General features: G+C 66.2%; 6 protein-coding genes and 6 pseudogenes. 5 read left to right on the top strand and 7 right to left on the bottom strand.

What is annotated here, in order from left to right; genetic code table 11:
- Window positions 1-47: 47 nt before the first annotated feature.
- The 6 genes and pseudogenes from ACZ5FU_RS24420 to ACZ5FU_RS24395 all read right to left on the bottom strand — a co-directional run bounded on the left by ACZ5FU_RS24420 (window position 48) and on the right by ACZ5FU_RS24395 (window position 7,157).
- Window positions 48-617 carry a TetR/AcrR family transcriptional regulator gene (locus tag ACZ5FU_RS24420; RefSeq protein ID WP_451525813.1) on the bottom strand — a complete coding sequence of 190 codons (570 nt, stop codon included), beginning with the start codon at window positions 615-617 and terminating at the stop codon, window positions 48-50.
- Between the two features lie 724 nt (window positions 618-1,341).
- Window positions 1,342-2,841, bottom strand: a complete 1,500-nt coding sequence (locus ACZ5FU_RS24415; protein ID WP_468835043.1) for an MFS transporter — start codon at window positions 2,839-2,841, stop codon at window positions 1,342-1,344.
- A gap of 373 nt (window positions 2,842-3,214) precedes the next feature.
- Window positions 3,215-3,551 (bottom strand): annotated as a pseudogene (locus ACZ5FU_RS24410) (transposase); the annotation flags it as partial.
- A 119-nt stretch (window positions 3,552-3,670) separates the two neighbouring features.
- A pseudogene (locus ACZ5FU_RS24405) lies at window positions 3,671-3,931 on the bottom strand (hydroxymethylglutaryl-CoA synthase); the annotation flags it as partial.
- A 322-nt stretch (window positions 3,932-4,253) separates the two neighbouring features.
- Window positions 4,254-4,412: pseudogene (locus tag ACZ5FU_RS24400) on the bottom strand (IS5/IS1182 family transposase); the annotation flags it as partial.
- Between the two features lie 99 nt (window positions 4,413-4,511).
- Entirely contained in the window at window positions 4,512-7,157 is a 2,646-nt protein-coding gene (locus ACZ5FU_RS24395) for a LuxR C-terminal-related transcriptional regulator (RefSeq protein WP_468835039.1), read from the bottom strand.
- 303 nt (window positions 7,158-7,460) lie between these two features.
- Between ACZ5FU_RS24395 and ACZ5FU_RS24390 the strand changes: the two are divergent.
- Window positions 7,461-8,544, top strand: a pseudogene (locus ACZ5FU_RS24390) (IS701 family transposase); the annotation flags it as partial.
- 375 nt (window positions 8,545-8,919) lie between these two features.
- Window positions 8,920-11,580 carry a helix-turn-helix transcriptional regulator gene (locus ACZ5FU_RS24385; protein WP_451525818.1) on the top strand — a complete coding sequence of 887 codons (2,661 nt, stop codon included), beginning with the start codon at window positions 8,920-8,922 and terminating at the stop codon, window positions 11,578-11,580.
- Window positions 11,581-11,950: 370 nt separating this feature from the next.
- Here the strand turns inward: ACZ5FU_RS24385 and ACZ5FU_RS24380 are convergent.
- Window positions 11,951-12,531, bottom strand: a pseudogene (locus ACZ5FU_RS24380) (transposase family protein); the annotation flags it as partial.
- Between the two features lie 233 nt (window positions 12,532-12,764).
- On the opposite strand from ACZ5FU_RS24380, the gene ACZ5FU_RS24375 reads away from it, so the two are divergent.
- The 3 genes and pseudogenes from ACZ5FU_RS24375 to ACZ5FU_RS24365 all read left to right on the top strand — a co-directional run bounded on the left by ACZ5FU_RS24375 (window position 12,765) and on the right by ACZ5FU_RS24365 (window position 14,802).
- Complete coding sequence (locus tag ACZ5FU_RS24375; RefSeq protein ID WP_468835033.1) at window positions 12,765-13,283, top strand: hypothetical protein; 519 nt, start codon at window positions 12,765-12,767, stop codon at window positions 13,281-13,283.
- Between the two features lie 125 nt (window positions 13,284-13,408).
- A pseudogene (locus ACZ5FU_RS24370) lies at window positions 13,409-13,725 on the top strand (helix-turn-helix domain-containing protein); the annotation flags it as partial.
- A 312-nt stretch (window positions 13,726-14,037) separates the two neighbouring features.
- Complete coding sequence (locus ACZ5FU_RS24365) at window positions 14,038-14,802, top strand: GNAT family N-acetyltransferase (RefSeq protein WP_469046717.1); 765 nt, start codon at window positions 14,038-14,040, stop codon at window positions 14,800-14,802.
- The last annotated feature ends 197 nt before the right edge of the window (window positions 14,803-14,999 follow it).

Genomic DNA, 14,999 nt, shown 5'->3' with positions numbered 1-14,999 from the left:
GCCCCGGATGGCGCCTCGGCTCGCGAGGTCGCCCGAAGAGAGGGGCGTCAGCGCACGCCTGCCGCATCGAGCAGGGTGGCCACGGTGGGCGCGATGAGCCCGATCAGGTTGTCGGCCTGGATCCCCGCGCGAGCACTGGCGCCGTCGAAGACCAGGCTGAGCTGCCGGGCCAGCAGGTCGGGGTCGCCCGCATCGCCCTTCTCGGCCTCCGCGCGGAAGAACGCCGTCAGGTTCGCCTTGATCCGGTGGGCCACCCGGCTGGCGGGGTGACTCTGATCCTTGAGCTCGATCTGCACGGCCAGGTACCGGCAGCCCCGGAACTCGGGCGCGCCCGCCTGTCGTTCCACCTGCTCGAAGACGTGCAGGATTCGCTCGCGGGGTGAACGGTCATCATCCACTGCGGGCAGGAGTCCGGCCACGAAGGCGGAGGCGCGCTCCTCCAGGCTTGCCGCCAGCAGCTCGTCCTTGCTCTCGAACAGCTGGTACATGGAGCGCTTCGACACCCCCGCCGCCTTGCACAGCGCCTCGATGCCGACACCGACACCGTCTCGATAGATGAGCGTGGCCGCCGCCTCCAGCAGCCGCTCTCGGGAACTATGCTTCTCCTTGGTGGTCATGCTGCGAGGTTAACTCGCTTCCGGCAAATTAGAAACCGATCGGTTTACGCGCTTGGCCGGGGCGCTCTTGGTGCCGCCCGGGTCCGCGTGGGCGTGCGAGTACGGTTCCACTGCGCTCGGGGGCGGCGCTCTTCGCGGGCTGCGTCTCGGTGAGTGTGGCCGCGATCAGGCCGACGGCAGTCATGAACCCGGGCCCGGGTCAGGGCCGCGTCGGCCGGGGCGTCGCGGCAGAGGATCGAGCGGACGCCGCCGGTGATCCGCCGCAGCGGCTCGAACTCCGCAAATGGGCGGTGGAAGCCGGGCAGTGCCTCGCCGGTGGCAGCACCGACCGCCGGCACCGGCATCGCGTCCCGGAGCGACGCGACCAGCAGTATCCCGGGTGTGTCGAACACGGCAAGGAAGTGAGCGCAACCATCCCGGAGGCGGCGATGGCGTACAGCACGCACAGCGCGTACAGCCACGACAGCGGCAGGCGGGAGGCGCCCAGAGGCCTCCGAATTCCGGCTCCTGTAGCGGATCTGACGCTGGGTTGACGGACGGCGCCCGCTACCTGCGGTGATCGGTTCTCGAAGACGGATCGTGCGGGGAGGAAGGTGGGCACCGTCCAGGAGATGCCCTGGCTTCCTTCGCTGATGTGTGCCTTGAGGACACCGCTCATCGCAGGCAGCAGGGCATTTCACACCATCCATCCGATGCGATGGAATGCGCCACTGATGATTCCGGCTCAGTGGGCGATGACGGGCTCTCCCTCCGACGGCGCCAGAGTCTGGTTCGGAACCAGGAACGCCGAAAGCGCTGCGCCGATCACGAAGATCCCGGCGCCCCATGCCAGGGTGGCTGTGTAGCCCTCGACCCCGGCCTGCGCCGCGGTCAGCGCGCCGGGCTTGTGCGAAGACAGGTGGTCGGCCGTGGCCGATGAGGCGATGGTGGTCAGCAGCGCCGTGCTGATCGAGCCTCCCACCTGTTGGCTGGTGTTGATCAGCGCTGAGGCGACCCCCGCGTCCTCGTGGTGCACGCCTGCGGTCGCCCCCTGGAACGCGGTGGTCATCACTGCCCCGATGCCGAGACCCAGCAGAATCATCCCGGGCATGATGTGGGCGACGTAGGTGCTGTCCAGGGCGAGCCGGGCCAGCAGGGCCATGCCGGAAGCGGAGACCAGGAACCCGGCGGTGATCACGACCTTCGGTCCGACCCTGGGCAGCAGCAGCGACGGCGCCGTGGTCGACGAAGCGACAATACCCGCGACCATCGGCAGGAACGCCAGACCGGCCTCGATCGGCGAGTAGCCGATGCTGGCTTCCAGGTAGAAGGTCAGGAACAGGAAGATCGAGAACATCCCCATGCCCAGGACGAACACCGCCAGGAACGCACCACCGCGGGTCCGGTCCAATATCACTCGAAGCGGCAGCAGCGGATGCGCTACCCGGGACTCCAACCACACGAACACCGCGAGCAGCACCACGCCGCCCGCCAGGGAACCGAGACTGACCGGGTCGGTCCAGCTGGTGGATTCGACGTGCGCGAAACCGTAGACGATGCCGAACAGCGCGGCGCTGACCGTGAGGGTGCCCGGGACGTCGATGCGGGGCCGCTCGGTGACCGCGGGCTTGGCCAGCAGCAGCACCGCACCGAGGAGCGCGACGCCCGCGAAGACGACGTTCACGTACATCACCCAGCGCCACGACGTCCATTCGGTCAGCATGCCGCCGAGCAGCAGCCCGACCGCGGCACCCGCACCGGCCAGCGCGCTGAAGATGCCGAACGCCTTCGGCCTCTCGGACGGCTGGGTGAAAGTCACGCTGAGCAGGGAGAGGGCCGCGGGTGCCAGCAGCGCGGCGAAGAGGCCCTGTGCCACACGCGCCCCCACGAGGACTTCGAAGCTGCTGGCCGCGCCGCCGATCACGGACGCGCCCGCGAAACCGACCAGACCGGTCACGAAGGTGGTGCGCCGACCGAACAGGTCACCGAGTCGGCCGCCGAGCAACAGCAGGCTGCCGAACGCCAGGGCGTACCCCGTGATCACCCACTGCCGGCTGCCGTCACTGAAACCAAGGTCATGCTGGGCTGCGGGCAGCGCGATGTTCACGACGGTCGCATCGAGCGTGACCATGAGCTGTGCCGTGCCCAGCACGACAAGCACCCACCAGCGCATGGCATGCGAGCCGCGGCGGCCCGAGTCTGTCTTTTCGGAGGCGGGCGCCCCGCGATCGATGGTGGTACTCATTTTTTCCCCTTGGTTGCTGATCACGGACCGAACACCGATCGGAAACCGATCGGTTTCCCATGAGGAAAACAGATCGGTTTCCGCAGTGCAAGTCGGCCTGTGAGCGACCCGGCATCCGACGAGTCGGATTGCCCTGCAGCAGAAGGGCAGGCCGACCGCGCTCCTATCGCCTTCGTGGCCACGACAGGCTGCACCGGGTGGCAGCTGCCACCGGCCTCCGGACCGGACGGCCCAGGCTCGCGCGGCTCACCGACCATCACGGCCAGCCGTACGAGGCTGCCATCCCCGCGAGTGCCTGGCGGACGGCCAACAGCTCCAGCTCACGGACCTGCTTGCGCAGCCCGCGCAGGCCCAAGACCTGTTTCATCTCGCGGGCGACGACGAGGGGCACCTCGATACCCCACGACCTCGTCTCGTCGGTCATGTCCAGGGCCGGCTGCCGCTTCTCGACATGAACGACCTCTTCGGGGATGCCGCACTTCGTGCGGCGGGCCACCTTGACCGGATCAGCCTTCGGCGAGGCGAGCGCGGACATGCGCCGCGTCCCACGGGCTGGTGGTGATGAAGTTCGCCAGGGCCTGCCGGTTGCCGTCCTCGCCCAGCCGGGCGGCCGTCGGCTCCACCGACTTGCGCCGGCCCTCCAGCAGCAGGCCCCGCAGATAAACCTGGCCCCACCGGCGTTGATCCGCCCGCGAGAACGGCTCGGACATCTCTGCCGCGAAGCCCTCCAGATCACACCGGACCGCGGCCGACTCCCCACCCAGCGCACCCGGTCAACGACACACCCGATCAGACGGACACGCCACCGGCGAATCAACCTGACCACGCACTACTGGCGCCTCTCGTAGACGCGCTTGTGGCCGTGCAGCCCCGCCAGGCGGAAGGGTCCGGTGGTCTGCGACGGGGTGGGGTGGTCGCCGCCGTCGACCGGGAAGGACCGTCCGTGCAGCTCGCGGTAGGCGGCGTGGTCGAGCGGCCGGCGCCGGTCGATCGCCCAGCGGGAACCGGCGATGCGGGCCAGCTCGGCGATCTCGACACCCACAGGGGCGTAGGCCAGGTAGGAGGCGAGTTCGCCGGGGTCGGAGATGGTGCAACCACCAGCTCAGGACACGAACCGTTGCTGGAGTATTAAGCGTTGTCCGGTAACCCGGGGCAGAGGTAGGTGGTCACCACAGTCGGATCGATTTGCCCGGTTTTGCATCGGATCGCGGCCTCAATGGGATCCTGGCAAATCCGATTGCATCAGACATTGGTAAGCGGACTCCAGGGTTTCGGGACGGACTTTAAAGAAGGTTTATGGTTGCGGGGGGCGCAAAGGCAGCCACTGTGGTGTCGCCTCACGCATACGGAATGCAATTAGTCCGCCGAGGCGACTGTTCGATGTGAGTAGTATTGAGTTTTTTCTGTCCTCGCTCTGAGTCGGCCAGATGCGGGGTGAGGACGGCCTGAAGGAGGTCGGTGATACGAGTGGTCGAGCACCGGAGCCTGCGGAGGAGTCGCCGGGCTTTGAGGGTGGCCATGGCCTGCTCGACGAGTGTGCGGATCTTGACGCGGGGCCAGTTGACGGCCTTGGGGTGATATTTTGCCGGCGCCAGCAGGTGCGTGACGGTTTTGAGATCTGTCGATGTGCTGTCGCGCAGTCAGGAGCCGCTGACAGGCAGGCGAGAGCATCACTGCTCGGCTTCGAACACCTCTGCCAAGCTCCGTCGGTCGGAGACGCCGAGTTTGACGTAAGCTCGGTGCAGGTGATTGTTCACTGTCCGTACGGACAGATGGAGTTTGGCGGCAATCGATTTGCTCGACGCTCCGGATGCCGCTGCGGCAGCGATCTCCCGTTCACGCTCGGTTAAGGGCGCAGGGGCAATGCTTCTCGCAGTCAGCGGGGTTTGGACGTCACCGCAGCGCGCCAAACAGGCAGCCGCGCGATTTTCGGCATCTGTGGCTGCTCTTGGCTCCCCGGCGCGGCGTAATGCTTCGGCGCTGGCCGAGTACGCCTCCGCAGCCAGAAGGTCGGCTCCTATCTCTTCGCACTGCAGAGCCACGGTCCTCAGCCTTTGGGTGTCCGAAGTCGCCAAGGCCGTTGCGAGCTCGGCTCTTGCGGGAAGGAAAGCACCGTCTCCCTCTTCGGCCAGTTCTGTCAGGCGCTGTACCACGTCTTGGGGTGCGCCCAGGCGTGCGATGTCCGCGAGGAGCATGGACTCAGCCGTGACGTGTCCGGTGGCCCGAGCAGAGGCTGCTCCGCCGGCGAGCAATTCTCGTGCCTCGGTGAGGTTCCCACGCGCGACTTCCAGCCAAGCTTGCCCTGCCTGAAATTCTCCTTCCGAGAGAAACCCGGCTATTTCGGGCAGTGCGTAGAATTCGTCCAGAGCGCTTTCGGCCGCTGCGATGTCGCCCTGGACCGCAGCACACGCCGCCAGGCCACTCAGCGCCGGTCTGAGAATGATGGTGTTCTCGACCTTTCGGGCGAGAGCGATGGCCTCCGCGTACCAGTGCCGAGCAGGGGGAATATGTCCAGCCAGCCACTGTGTCCGTGCCAGGAGAACGGACATCCACATCCGGGCTACGGAGCTGAATTCAGAGAGTTGATCGTATGCGTCCTCTCCCTTGCGTGCCGCCCGCGCCATCATCCCACCTTCACAAAGGGCGAGCACCCAAGGAAGCTTCTGGGCGGCCGCGTCAGGGGCGAGGACCTCCTGAGTCAGATCGACGTAGGCGTCATAGCCCCTCTGGGCCCAGACGGCGGAAAGCTGCGTATGTCCGGCGAGGCTCAGCCCGAGTGCTTTGGTCAGCACCCCTCGAAGCCAGGGGGTGACGTACCGAGCCCGTTGGACATCCTCCTCGAGGATGTCCAGCCGCTGTAGGCCTTCGGTGACGTTGCCCTTGGAGATGAGTATGTAGCCCTCGTTGACGGTCAGTGTGTACCGGCCGACGGGACTCGTCACCGCCGATAGCGCTTCCACGTTGGCTTCAAGCGCTGCCGAGAGGGGCGCCCGACCCAGGAGATTTTCGACGCGGGTCATGGTCACAGCGAGGACTTCTTCGTCTCCCTGCGCGGCGGCGCTGGCTGCCGAGAGCATGCCTTCTGCGGCCGTCCAGTGGCCCATCTGGAACAGCGCATCGCCCATAAGTACCTGTGCGTCGACGCTGAGGTGGTCGTCAGGCAAAGCCTTCAGGAGGGCGAGCACTCGCGGGTGGTCATTGCTGTGCGAGGCGAGGCGGGCGGCGTCGAGGAGGAGCCGTGGGTCGGCCGTCCCGGTCGCTGCCAGCCGGTAGCGCGCGATGCGCAGGGCGTCGTCACGTCGACGTGCTCCCTGGCTTTCGATGCGATCGGCCTCTTTTGCCATTAAAGCGTTCCGCTCGGCGGTCGGCAGCGCCTCTCGCAGCGTTTCACCGTAGAGAGGGTGCGCAAGCCGGACAGTCACTCTCCGACCTTCTTCGGCTACTTCAATCAGGGCGGCGCTTTCCAACCTGTCGATCACTTCCGGGGAAACGTTTTGGCAAAGTTCGGAGACTGATTGCGCTCCACAGACGGCGATCCGATTGAGGACGTGACGCTCATCATCCTTCACATGGGAAAGCCTGGCAGTGATGACTTCGGCGAGGCGCCTGGTGGTGGGAAGCCGCCCATCGGCGAGTTCCCACAGTTCGCCCTGCTTGCGAAGGGCTCCGGTCTCGATGGCCCCATACACGATTTCCCTGAGATACAGCGGGTTGCCGCCCGATGCATTGAAAAGGTCCTGAGTTGTGCGACGTCCTACAGATGCGCCGAGTGCGCCGCGGAGAACTCGTTCGGTACCGTTGAAGTCGAAGGCGTCGATTTCTATTCGTTGCGCCGAGTCGCCTCGCAGAAGAGAGTGGAGAGTCTCGCAGAGTGGCTCGCCCGTACGCAAGGTTCCCAGAACCTTGACGATGCCTGCATCCATGAGCTGACGAAGGAGCACGATCGAGGTTGCGTCGATGAGATGCAGATCATCTACCATGATTATCCAGCGGCTTCCACCGCTCCGCAGTGACGCTGCTGCGGCTGCGAAGCCCCGCACCGGATTCGAGAAGTCCATACCGGAAGGTAGAAGGTGGGCAACGGCACCAAGCGGGACTGCTTTCGCGGCCGCATTAGCCGTGGCCTGTCTGACCGAGAAACCCTGCCTCGCAGCGAGGGCAAGACATTCTTCTGCCAGACGGGTTTTTCCCGCACCGGCCGGCCCTGCCAGGATGAGTGCTTTCGTTGAGCGGTCGGTCAGAGCAGACAGGGATGCGGCGAGTTCGTCGTCCCTGCCGATCAGAGGCCATCTGATCGAGTGGGTGTCTGCGCCCATGAGGTCTGTGGATCCGTTTCTGCTGTCTCGGTCAGTCAGCCGATCCAGGTTCCTCATCGATACGCTTGGATTCAGTCGGTTGGCTGAGAAGGGGAGTGTCTACGCTGTGATGCGACCGGGTGTACAGGTCGCGACTGTGACGGTGGTTGACAGCTCCATAAGTGCTGATGGCCGACTTGACGGAAGGTCGGCACCTGGCGCGGGTCCACTGACGAAGACACAGTGCCGTGGTGGAGCCGCGGCATGTTCCCCACGTGTCCATGGGGCGTCAATGTAGCTCAGAACGTCGAGGGAGACGCGTCAATTTTATGTTCGCTCGCGGTGCTGACGCATGAGGGCATGTACCGGTTGCTCTTCACCCGCCGCATGCGGGACTACGTACGCGGACTGCTCGCCCGGTGGCCCGCAAGAACAGCTGGCAGCTGGCCGAACAGGCCGGCCACCCCACGCCTGACGGCCTGCAGCACCTCCTCGCCGGATCGAAGTGGGAGCCCGATGACATCCGCGACGACCTGCAGGAACACGTCGCCGACAAGCTCGGTGAGGCCGGCGGCGTCCTGATCATCGACGACACCGGGTTCATCAAGAAGGGCACCACCTTCGCCGGGGTCCAGCGCCAGTACTCCGGAACCGCAGGCCGGACCGAGAACTGCCAGATCGGCGTCTTCGCCGCCTACGCCACCGCCCGCAGCCGGGCTCTGGTCGACCGCGAGCTCTACCTCCCGAAGTCCTGGACCGAGGACCGGGAACGCTGCCGCACCGCAAAGGTCCCCGACGAGCGGGGGAGTTCGCCACCAAGGGCGAACCAGCCCGGCACATGGTGCTGTGGGCCCTCGCCTCGCCGCTGCCCATCGCATGGGTCACCGCGGATTCCGCCTACGGGCAGGGCGACCTCTTCCGCCGACTGCTGGAACAGTCGGGTGTCGGCTACGTGCTGGCCGTCCCCAAGTACCAGCTCAGCGTGGGTTGTTCACGGATCGAGGTTCTGTTCGCGCAGGCCCCGGACGAAGCATGGGAGAAGATCTCGTGCGGCGACGGCGCGAAGGGGCCACGCGTCTACCACTGGGTAGCGGTGCGGCTGCCGGCCGTCGCCGAGTTCGACTACCAGGGCGAGGTCCCTCACCGGATGCGGTGGGCACTGGCCCGGTGCAGCATCAGCAGACCCGACGAGGTCGCCTGTTACCTCGCCTACACGCTCCTTCAGGTCACCGCCCAGGAGCTGGTGAGAGTCGCCGGGACGCGCTGGGCGATCGAGAAGTGCTTCCAGGCCGCGAAGAACGAGTGCGGCCTGGACCAGTACGAAGTCCGCCACCACCCGGGCTGGTATCAGCACATCACGCCGGCCATGCTCGCGCACGCCTTCCTGGCCGCCACGGCAGACCAGTCGTGGGAAAAAGGGGCGGGACAGGTGGGACGGCCGGGGTCATCGGGCTCACAGTGGCGGAGGTTCGGTGACTCCTGACAGCTTGTCGTGCCCGGCCCCCGCACCTGAGCGGACACCGAGGACGACACCACGCGCTGAGCTGCTGGATCAGGGTTCCTGCGACTGGCCGCTCTCACGGGGCGCCGTACGTTCCGCTGCGCGTCGCCTGCAACCGCCGCCTCAGCTTGGACTCTTGAGGCCTCGTCGATCGCTGCGGCGATACCTGCTTAGGGTACTCACATGGTCATTCCCGGAGTGTGAAGTGTGCAATGACAACGATGTCTTTCAGGATGACCTTGAACCAGAGTGTTACCGAATGAGACAGAATGGGGACTCACCGTGAAGGGTGCGGTCGGTAAATCAGGTAGGTGGCCGCTGACGGGGCGGGATGGTGAGCTGGCGGAGGCGCTGGCTGCTCTTGTCGACCATTCGGTTCGGGGAGTGGTGCTAAGTGGTGCGGCGGGTGCGGGTAAGACGCGGCTCGCCGAGGAGTGTTTGGCGTTGATGGCGGGGCGGGGCTTCGTGGTGGCGCAGGCGACTGCGAGTGCGGCTGCCGGTTCAGTGCCGTTGGGGGCGGTGGCCCACTTGCTGTCTGCGGGGGTGGATCTGTCCGACCCGGTGGCTGGTTTCGCGGCGGTGGCGGCATCGCTGCGACGGGCGGGCAGTAGGCGGGTGGTACTGCTGGACGATCTTCATCTGCTGGATGGGACGTCGGCGGTTCTGCTGCGGCAGTTGATGGATACAGGTGTGGTCCGGCTGCTGGCGACGGTGCGTACGGGTGAGCCGATCCGTGACGCGGTGCATGCCTTGATGTACGGGGATGCGGTGCGGCGGATCGATATGGCTGCGTTCGATCTGGCGACCACTGATGAAGTGTTGCAGGCGGCGTTGGGTGCTTCGCTGAGCCGGCGGGCGGTGTTCGAGCTGTTCCGGGCGTCAGGTGGTAACGCCCTCTACCTGCGTGAACTGGTACTGGAGGCGGTGAATCGCGGTGCGTTGCGGGTGGTGGGTGAGGTATGGGAGCTGGTAGGTGAGCTGCCGACGTCGCGGCGTCTAGCGGAGGTGATTCACACCAGGCTGGAGCATTTGGGTGAGCACGAACGTTCGGTGCTGGACCGGATTGCGATGGGCGGGTCCCAGTCGGTGGCGGAGTTATGCCGCCTGGCGCCGGCTGGGACGGTGGACCGACTGAAGAGCGCGGGCCTGGTCGAGATCGGTGAGGAGCGGCGACGTACGAGCGTGCGTCTGGCTCACCCGCTGTACGGGGAGGTGCTTCGGGGGGCGCTGCCCACGGTCAGGCGCCGGGCGTTGCTGGCGGCGGAGGCGGACCGGATCGTCGAGCATGGTGCCCGTCGGCGTGGTGACGCGTTGAAAATCGCCAGCTACCGGCTTTCGGCAACGGGTACGGCTGATCCTGCGTTGTTGTTGCAGGCGGCGGGTCTGGCGCGTCACAGTCATGACTATCCGCAAGTGGTCACGCTGCTCCAGGCGTTGTCGACGCAGGAGATGACGGTGGTTACTCGTGTGCTGCTGGGTGACGCCTATTTTCAAATGGGGTGTTGGGAGGATGCGGAGCGGACTCTGGCCGAGGCCGGCCCCCTGGCCCGGGGTGATGGGGAGGTGCTCGGGGTCGTCATGACCCGGGTGGACAACCTCCTGTGGAGCAAAGCTGATCTGTCGGCCGCACTGGCTGCGAACACGCAGGCCTTGCAACGTGTCACGAGCGAGGCCGCATCGCACCTGCTGCGGATCAACGAGGGCTACATCTATGTCGCCAAGGGACGCTTCACAGAAGGCCTCGCCCGCCTCAAGGTACTCGAGGAGGACATCGAGCACGTCCAAGGGGACATCAACCCCTGGCTGCGGGGAGCCCTGATGAAGGCGCTGGGTTTGAGTCTGGTCGCCCAAACGCAGCAGGCGGCCATGTGGGCACTTCGTGCGTACGAGGCCCACATGGCAGTGGACGAGGAGGCACTGGTGTCCCACCCTGCCGTCCAGAAACTCCCGTGGGTGCTTGCTCTGTGCGAAGGCGGCCAGCTCGCCGCAGCCACCCGTGAGGCTGAGGACACCTATTACCAGCTCGCAGCGTTCAGTTCGGTGGTGCGGGTGTGGCTTCTCGTCCTGAGCGCACGAGCGCAGTGGCTCGCCGGGCACACCGTCACAGCCCGCCGCTGGTACGCCGAAGCGATCGCCCTGGGCCGTAAGGTCAACAACACCATGGTCCTCAGGGCCGGCCTCAACGGTCTGGCTGCCTGCGCTGCGGTCCAGGGCGACATCAAGGCAGCCACGGAAGCAGTTTTCGAGCTCAACGGTCTTCCGAACGCCCTCGGCTTCCTGTCAGAGGGGGAGTTGCAGTTGGGTCCTGCCTGGCTCGCCGCTGCGCAGGGAGATCAGGCATTGGCTCGTGACCTGCTACGAGAAGGTGCCGCATCCGCCAGGCGCACGGGGCACCTCACCGGTGAATCACTTCTGCTGACCGACATCGCCCGCCTCGGCGCCCCGGGCGAAGTCGCTGAACGCCTCCACGAGATAGCCGCCCAGGATGATGGCGGAACCCTCCTGCCGGCACGAGCCGCATTCGCGACAGCCCTAGCCTGCGGAGACCCCCACCGACTGCGCGACGCCGCCTTGCAACTGGAAGAAACCGGCTCCGACCTCATCGCCGCAGAAGCCTTCGCGGCCACCGCCCATGCCCTGCGCCGCACCGGCTCTTCCCAGGCTGCCGCCAACGCCGACGACCGCTCCGCTGCCGCACTCAGACGCTGCCAGGGAGCACGAACCCCGCTCCTTGCCACCAGTGCGGCACCTGTCCCCCTCACCGAACGCGAACGAGAAATCGCCGTCGCCGCCGCCATCGGTACCCCCAGTAGAACCATCGCGGCCTCCCTCACCCTGTCCGTCCGCACCATCAACAACCACCTCCAGCGCATCTACGCCAAACTCGGCGTGACCAGCAGGCGCGAACTCGCCGACGCTCTCGGACTCAAACGAAACCCTTAGACGTCTCTCAAGGTGACCACTCCGGCTGTGTCTGCGGGAGCTGGGTCCTTGTAGGCGGGTTCGTCGGGCGGTCCGGTTCTCCAGCCTTCCTGCGATCTCGTGGAAGCGGCAGTAGGCAGTGGAGTCGGAACCCGTACGACGAGCCCGCCGGTCCGCCAGGACAGGGGACGTGTTGATCGCACACCGCAACCAGTCCAACTCGCCCTGGGCACCGAGTTCGTCCAGGACCAGGCGGTGCAGCTTGGCCCACACTCTGGTTCCCATCCGCTCGGTGAACCGGTGGAAGGCGATTACTCCAGACAGGCCCAACCCTGTCGGCAGCTGGTTCCAGGTGCGACCCGAGGCGGCCACGAAGATGATCACAGCCAGTACCTCGCGGGCCCCTTACCGACAGTGCCCTCCACCCTGAGGGCAAACCGGCGCCGATGCAGGCGTGGTTGGCGAGGACGGGTACGCCCTGGCGTTCGCAGATCCGGATGATGCGGTGGGTGCGGGCCGCGGTCAGGTCGTGGGTGCGGCCGGGCAGGGTGGGCGAGATCCACAGCAGGTTGTCCGCGGGGTCGGTGACGGCCTGCATGTTCACGCCGTGGCGGCGGTGCTTCTGGGAGAAGTCGGCCCGGCTGTCGCCGACCCGGTCGCACTCGGCGAGCGTTCCGTCGAGCAGGACGTGATCGGGACCGGCTTCCCGCAGGACCCGCAGCAGGTCGGGCGCTCGCCGGGCGAGGTGACCGACGACGGCGGTGACGTAGGCGTGGGCGGAGCCGACGGATATGCCGAAGCCGGCGGCGATCTGCGTGAGCGGGTCGTGTCGGCGGAGGTGGACGAGGGCGACGAGAGCACGCTGGTGGGCCGGAGCTTGCAGCGGCGGTCACCCTCACGGGTGACGATGAGGATGGTCACCCACTCGACCAGGGCGTGAGGCAGGTCGAGTGCGGCAGGATGGGGAACCAACGAGGCTCCTGCGCTGATGAGTTGAGACGTCGAACACCTCTCTCAACGGCACAGGAGCCTCGTGCGTTGCGGGACACCGGCCCGTCACCCGATCAGTGGCCACCCTGAAAGAGCTCAGTCATCCCCCGGACCGCCGCAAGATCAAGTCAACTGAAGTGGCGTCTGAGCAGCCCCTCCTCCAGGCTTGCTGGTTCCGCTCTTGAGCACGCTTTGCTCAAGCCCTGCGATCCACAGTGAACAACACTGACAACACCTGGCACGCGCTGTCGGCCAGCCGTCCCGGCATCAGCGAGTCGTCACAACAGTGCATCCAAGGGAGTATCACGATGCGAAAAACTCTGAAGAATTCAGCAATAGCGATCCTGCTCGCATCGATGGCCGTAACGGCCGGATCATCCACTGCGGCTTTCGCTTCGGAAGGGCACCGAAAGGTGCAGGCCATGGAAAACGCATCGTCTGCTTCAGAACGCCCCCAAACCCTCGCAGACCCGCGAAGCGGCACACTGTATGCGAACGAGCCGAAAAAGGTGGCATGGGGGGCCGGGTTCTTCCAGGCCAACTACAGCGTGCGTCTCATCACGGTGGACGGGAAGCGGCCTACCGGCCAATACGCATGTTATACGGCCGGCATACCTACGTCCTCCGGCGAGATCCATAACGGATTCGGGCAGTTCACCCTCATGGCTTACCCCTATGCCGAATGTTGGCTCACCTCTCCGTACGACACTTACTACGAACTGGTCGCCAACTGAGCGTTTTCAACGGGACCACTGATCGGGTGACGCCGGTCAGGCCGAGGTGAGGGCCGCAACGCACAAGGCTCCCGTGCCGTTGGTGGAGGTGTTCGACGTCTCAACCCATCGGCACAGGAGCCCCGTTGGTTCCCTGTCCTGCCGCACTCGACCTCCCGCATGCCCTGGTCGAGTGGGTCACGATGCTCCTCGTCACCTGTGAGGGGGACCGCAGGTGCACACTCCCGCCGCACCAGCGGGCGCTCACCGCTCTGGTGCACCTGCGCCGCCACGAGACACCTTCCCCCGGATCGCGGTCGGCTTCGGGATGTCCGTCGGCACCGCCCACGCGTACGTCACCGCCGTCACCGGCCTGCTTGCCGACCGCGCCCCGGGCCTGCTCAAGACGCTGCGCGAGCACGATCCGGAGTTCGTCCTGCCGGACGGGACCCTGACCGAGTGTGCCGTCGAGCAGGATGTGGTCGGGGTCGGTCTCCCGTAGGATCCGCAGCAGTCCGGGCACCCAGTGGGCTAGGTGGTCGATGACGGTGGTGGCACAGGCGTGAGCCGTGCCGACAGGTATGTCGAAGCCCGCGGCGATCTGTGTGGGCGAGTTCGTGTCGGCGCAGGTGGACGAAGCCGACCAGGGCGTGTATCGAAGATGCTGGTCGTCGGCGTGGCACCGCCTAAAATGACATGCAGTCTCCGCTCGGCCGTACGGGTATCTATCCCTGTGAATGATTACTTTCTCGATGAAGCCGACTTGATGGACAGGATGGAGCGGAACCTGGCGGAACACGCCTGCCATCTGCACCGGAGCATGTCCGGTGCGACCGTCGCAGAGACCGGTGACCTCCTGGTCGTGGACAGCGGCCTGGACGACGACACTTTCAACATCGTTGCCGCAGCCCGCTTCACCGCCGGCGACGCCGCGGCCCGCATCTCCGAGACCGTCGGGACGCTGGCCGGCACCGGCCGCGGTTTCTCCTGGTGGGTGGGACCTGCCTCGACACCGACAGAACTCACCGCACGCCTGACGGCGGCCGGTCTCCCGGTGTCCGAGCGTGAGACGGCGATGTGGGCAGAGTTGGGCGACACCCTGCCGATTCCCTCTGTCCCGGGTCTGGACATCCGAACGGTGACCACGCCCGAACAGCTCGCCGACTACGCCGCGGTCCTCGCCGCAAACTGGAATCCACCCGCCGAAACTGTCCGTGAATTCTTCGCCCAGGCTGCTTCCCCGGCGCTGGCCGCTACCTGCTCGGCCCGGTACCTGGTGGGCTATGTGGAGAACCGTCCGGTCTGCTCCGCCGAGGTGTTCCACCACGCCGGAGTCGCCGGCATCTACAACATCTCCACCCTGGCCGCCCACCGCCGGCGTGGCTACGGCGGAGCCATCACGCTCGCGGCCCTTCACGCTGCCCGCGAGCGAGACCACGGCATCGCGGTCCTGCAGGCGTCGGCCGACGGGGAACCCGTGTACCGCCGCCTAGGGTTCCGCTCCTGCGGTCAGTTCGTCGAACACGCCATCAACACCTGAACCTCCACAACTCCACGGGCATCCGTCCGCGAGCCTTGTGGTCCTCGGCGTTGAACCCGGACGGCCGGCCACCGAGGGAGCGGAGCTTCTTGCGGTTGCGCACCTAGGTTCTGTCTTCAAATGTCACGCCCACATCAGGAGCGATGCGAGGGTGACGGCTGCCTGGTAGGACTCGGCGGTCTTGTCGTAGCGGGTGG

The organism is Streptomyces sp. NPDC031554 (assembly GCF_055580685.1).
The sequence above is the reverse complement of the archived record's forward strand: the minus strand, read 5'-3'. Positions and strand labels throughout refer to the sequence as shown.